Source organism: Sphingobium sp. (assembly GCF_003248505.1).
Classification (GTDB): domain Bacteria; phylum Pseudomonadota; class Alphaproteobacteria; order Sphingomonadales; family Sphingomonadaceae; genus Sphingobium.
The window spans coordinates 1-3,495 of record NZ_QFOA01000141.1 but is presented as its reverse complement, the minus strand read 5'-3'; the positions used below and the strand labels follow the sequence as shown (position 1 = coordinate 3,495).

General features: G+C 60.3%; 3 protein-coding genes. 2 read left to right on the top strand and 1 reads right to left on the bottom strand.

Annotation, left to right across the window (positions count from 1 at the left end; all coding sequences use genetic code 11):
* Nucleotides 1–58: 58 nt before the first annotated feature.
* Complete coding sequence (locus DI606_RS19680) at nt 59–1,420, bottom strand: phospholipase D family protein (protein ID WP_293985656.1); 1,362 nt, start codon at nt 1,418–1,420, stop codon at nt 59–61.
* A gap of 968 nt (nt 1,421–2,388) precedes the next feature.
* Between DI606_RS19680 and DI606_RS19675 the strand changes: the two genes are divergently transcribed.
* Complete coding sequence (locus DI606_RS19675) at nt 2,389–3,324, top strand: J domain-containing protein (protein WP_293985654.1); 936 nt, start codon at nt 2,389–2,391, stop codon at nt 3,322–3,324.
* A 21-nt stretch (nt 3,325–3,345) separates the two neighbouring features.
* Nucleotides 3,346–3,495: Hsp70 family protein (locus tag DI606_RS20420; RefSeq protein ID WP_367119501.1), on the top strand; the 150-nt coding region annotated here is incomplete at its 3' end.

Here is a 3,495-nt window from a genome sequence, read left to right as displayed (position 1 = left end):
GATCTGGGCTTCATCTTCGTTCCTTCGTCACTACGACGAAGCCCAGATCCTCCTTAAATCACAACCTCAAATCTGTGCCATTGGTGCTGACGGCGGACACCGAGAATGTCTTCGCATGCAGCGTGGAAGCATGGGAGCGCAGGGCGGCCGTCGATCCGGTGCCTGAGCCTCGTAGGGTGCTGCCAATACCCAGACGCGATCCGCGTCGTCTTTCCTTGCGAGAAGGTGTGGCATGCGTTGTGCCATACATCTCAAATAGTCGGACGCCCGACTGAAGCAGTTCCATCCGAGTCTGGGCATATCCGGCATGGACGAGTTTCACGTCTGTGGCTGCGAAGCTGTTCGTCAGCACGTTGACGGTCACGCCGCTGCTGGCGAGTGCGCAAAGCGCTTTCGTCACAGCCTCGCCGGGAACGAAGTATCCAGCGATCACGAACATCTCTCGCTTAGGATTGCCAAGCGTCTCCTCGAGCTGGGTAGCGAGCAGGCTGCTGGGATCGACGTCTCCGCAGGCCTTTGCCGGATCATCGCTTATGAGTTCAACGTCGGCCCAGGTAAGCTCAAGCGTTCCCTCGAGAAGTGATCGCACGATTGGCAGGGATGTGATGCGCTCCACAAACTGGCGGGCAGAGGGATCTTTCTCGACAAGTGCAGCCCGCCGCGTGAGCTTTCGGCGCTGCGCCTCGCTGACACGCGGAAGGATCTGGGCGGCTGGATAGGCGGAAGAGCAGTCCCAGTAGCGATCGAAGTCTGCAATGACGGATGTGACCACCGGGCCAATCGCTAGTGCGTCGAGGTCCGCGAACAGCCCTCCGTCGCCTGCGCCGAAATATTCGTCGCCGATGTTCCTTCCGCCGACGATGGTCGCCGCGTCGTCGGCGATGAAGCTCTTATTGTGCATGCGGCGGTTAAGGCGGCTAAAATCGAGGGCGAAGCCGGCCGCCTTGGGAAAGCGGATGCGAAATGGATTGAAGAGGCGGGTCTCAATGTTCGGATGACGGTCGAGCGCGGACAGGATCGTGTCGAGTCCGGAGATGCCGTTGTCGTCGAGAAGCAGTCGAACCTGCACACCTCTTTCGGCTGCACTGTGGACCTCCTCAAGGAGCAACGTCCCCGTCCGATCACCATGCCAGATGTAGTATTGTAGATCGAGATGCCGCTTTGCTTGGCGTGCAAGCAGGATGCGCGCGGCGAAGGCGTCGTTCGCGTCCGCCAAAAGGTGGATGCCCGACTGGCCGTCATGTCCCTTCGCGGCGTCCTCCGCAGCGGTTCGCAGAGGGCTCACGCTGTCATGTCGGGAAGGAAAGGCGTCCTCTTCGAGCTTCCGGGGCGGCAGACGGTTGAACGTGCGAAGCGCCCATATAGACGCGAGTATCGAACCCGTTGCGGCGATAGCCGCGACCTTCCGGCTCACCTTCATCGTGCACTAGTCGCATCAAGGTGGGCGCCGGCGTCCAGCCTGTTTTCCGCGGTGTCACTCTTGAAAGCTAGTCGAGCATGACGCTCCGGTGCAGATATCATCAGTCCCCCTAGGTCGGAAGCTATACGCCCAGCGTTACGCTTGCGTTCCATACTCTGGGGAACCGACACGTCTACGAAGGTGGATTGCTGATCCGTTTGGCGTCGAAGGTTTCAGGCTTTCCTGCGTCCTCCGCGCTGCAAAGCCGTATCGACGCGTTTGCATGGACAATGGGCTCTCGACTCCGTGGACGAGGGCCGGAGGCCAGATGTATTCCGGGCCCTTCGAGCGCATGGCTGTAGAGATCCCAGTATCGTTGCCATTCACGTGTCGAGCTACTTACGCTCACTGTCATGTGACCTGAACGGAGTGGGATGTAGCGGGCCGTCCGATCCAGGTCGGCTCGCTCCAGCAGGAAGCAGGACGCGCCATTCTCGAGCGCGATGCCGGCAGCGCGCTCGATCATCGCCTGTCTGACCTTTGCGTCCGGCCAGGACCGTGGCGCAAGCAATTGGATGTCAAACGTCATTGGAACGGTCGTCCCGGAACGTTCAACGAGGAATGTCGGTAAGCGGTCCGGCGTGTCCAAATCGGCATATGCCGGATGGGAAGCGATGACGACAACAAGCCCGACGACCCGAAGGGCTCGACGGAGTGCAGATGCGTGTCTCGAGTTGGATGGCTCATTCACTGGCGGCACTCCGGGCTGGGCGGGGTTCATTCGCCAGACCTATCGTCACCCTCTCTATGCCGGCCGTTTCCCGCCTGAACGCTGACCTATGTCAGCGCGATGGAAAGGTCGTCCGCTACCCGTTGCTATTGCGGGCGGACCACGCGTGCATGGTTGAAACGGCGTAGGACCTCCCGAACTGCCGCTGATCCATCTTTGCTGGCGCCCGGTAGAGCAGACCCGAGGAGGCGGTTGTAGGATGGCAGACCCGTATCAGACCCTGAGTGTCGCGCGTGACGCGGACGCCGCTACGATCAAGAAGGCGTATCGGCGCCTAGCGAAGGAATTCCATCCGGACAGGAATGCAGGAAAGCCGGATGCCGCTAAGAAGTTCTCAGAGATCTCTGCCGCCTACGAACTCCTCTCTGATCCCGAGAAGCGGGCTAGCTATGATCGCGGTGAGATCGACGAGAACGGGCACCCCAAGGCACCTCATGGCTTTTCGGACTTCAATGGCGCTGGCCCGTTCTATCGTTCGGGCGGCTTCAGGACGGATGGGCAGGGTGGTTCTTCCACGTTCGAATTTACTGGCGATGGTGCGGACTTCGCCAGCATCTTTGGCGAGATGTTTGGGGATGGTCAGGGCCGCCGGCGTTCGTCCTTCAGGCAGCGGGGATCCGACATCGCATATCGGCTGGCTGTGAGTTTCGAAGATGCCGCGGCGCTTCGTCCGCAGCATATCGACTTGGGCGATGGTCGATCCATAGAGCTGAAGTTGCCCGTAGGCTTCGAAACCGGGTCTAAGGTTCGGGTGAGGGGGCATGGCGAGGCCGGCCCCGATGGCAATGGCGACGCTATCGTGATCCTCGAGATCCAGCCGCACCGGTTCTTTACCCGGGTTGGGGATGACGTCCATCTCGAGTTGCCGGTGCGTTGGGACGAAGCTGTGCTTGGAGCGAAGGTGCGCGTCCCGACGCCTGACGGTCCAGTGCTGCTTACAATTCCCAAGGGGTCGACTTCTGGACGAACGCTTCGTGTCCGTGGCAAGGGCTTCCATCGCGAAGGCGGAGGCCGAGGTAACGAGCTGGTTCGGCTTTTGGTCGATCTCCCAGCAAATGATCCGCAGCTAGAGAAGCTAGCGAAATCCTGGTCGACGGAGCACCACGAGAATCCGCGCGCAGCACTCGGTGTCTGACATCTTGCATCTGGCTGATCCATGTCAGGTCGGCCCTCGCGAAGGATGGGCACCATCGTCGCCTACCAACCAAAGGAGGCTGACGTGGCAAGAGCTATTGGTATCGATCTCGGCACGACGAATTCCTGTGTCGCGATCATGGAGGGCAAGAACCCCAAGGTAATCGAGAAC

What these genes read in the sequence shown, in the direction of transcription:
- DI606_RS19680 (WP_293985656.1), bottom strand. Translation starts at nt 1,420, where the DNA reads ATGAAGGTGAGCCGGAAGGTCGCGGCTATCGCCGCAACGGGTTCGATA.
- DI606_RS19675 (WP_293985654.1), top strand. Translation starts at nt 2,389, where the DNA reads ATGGCAGACCCGTATCAGACCCTGAGTGTCGCGCGTGACGCGGACGCC.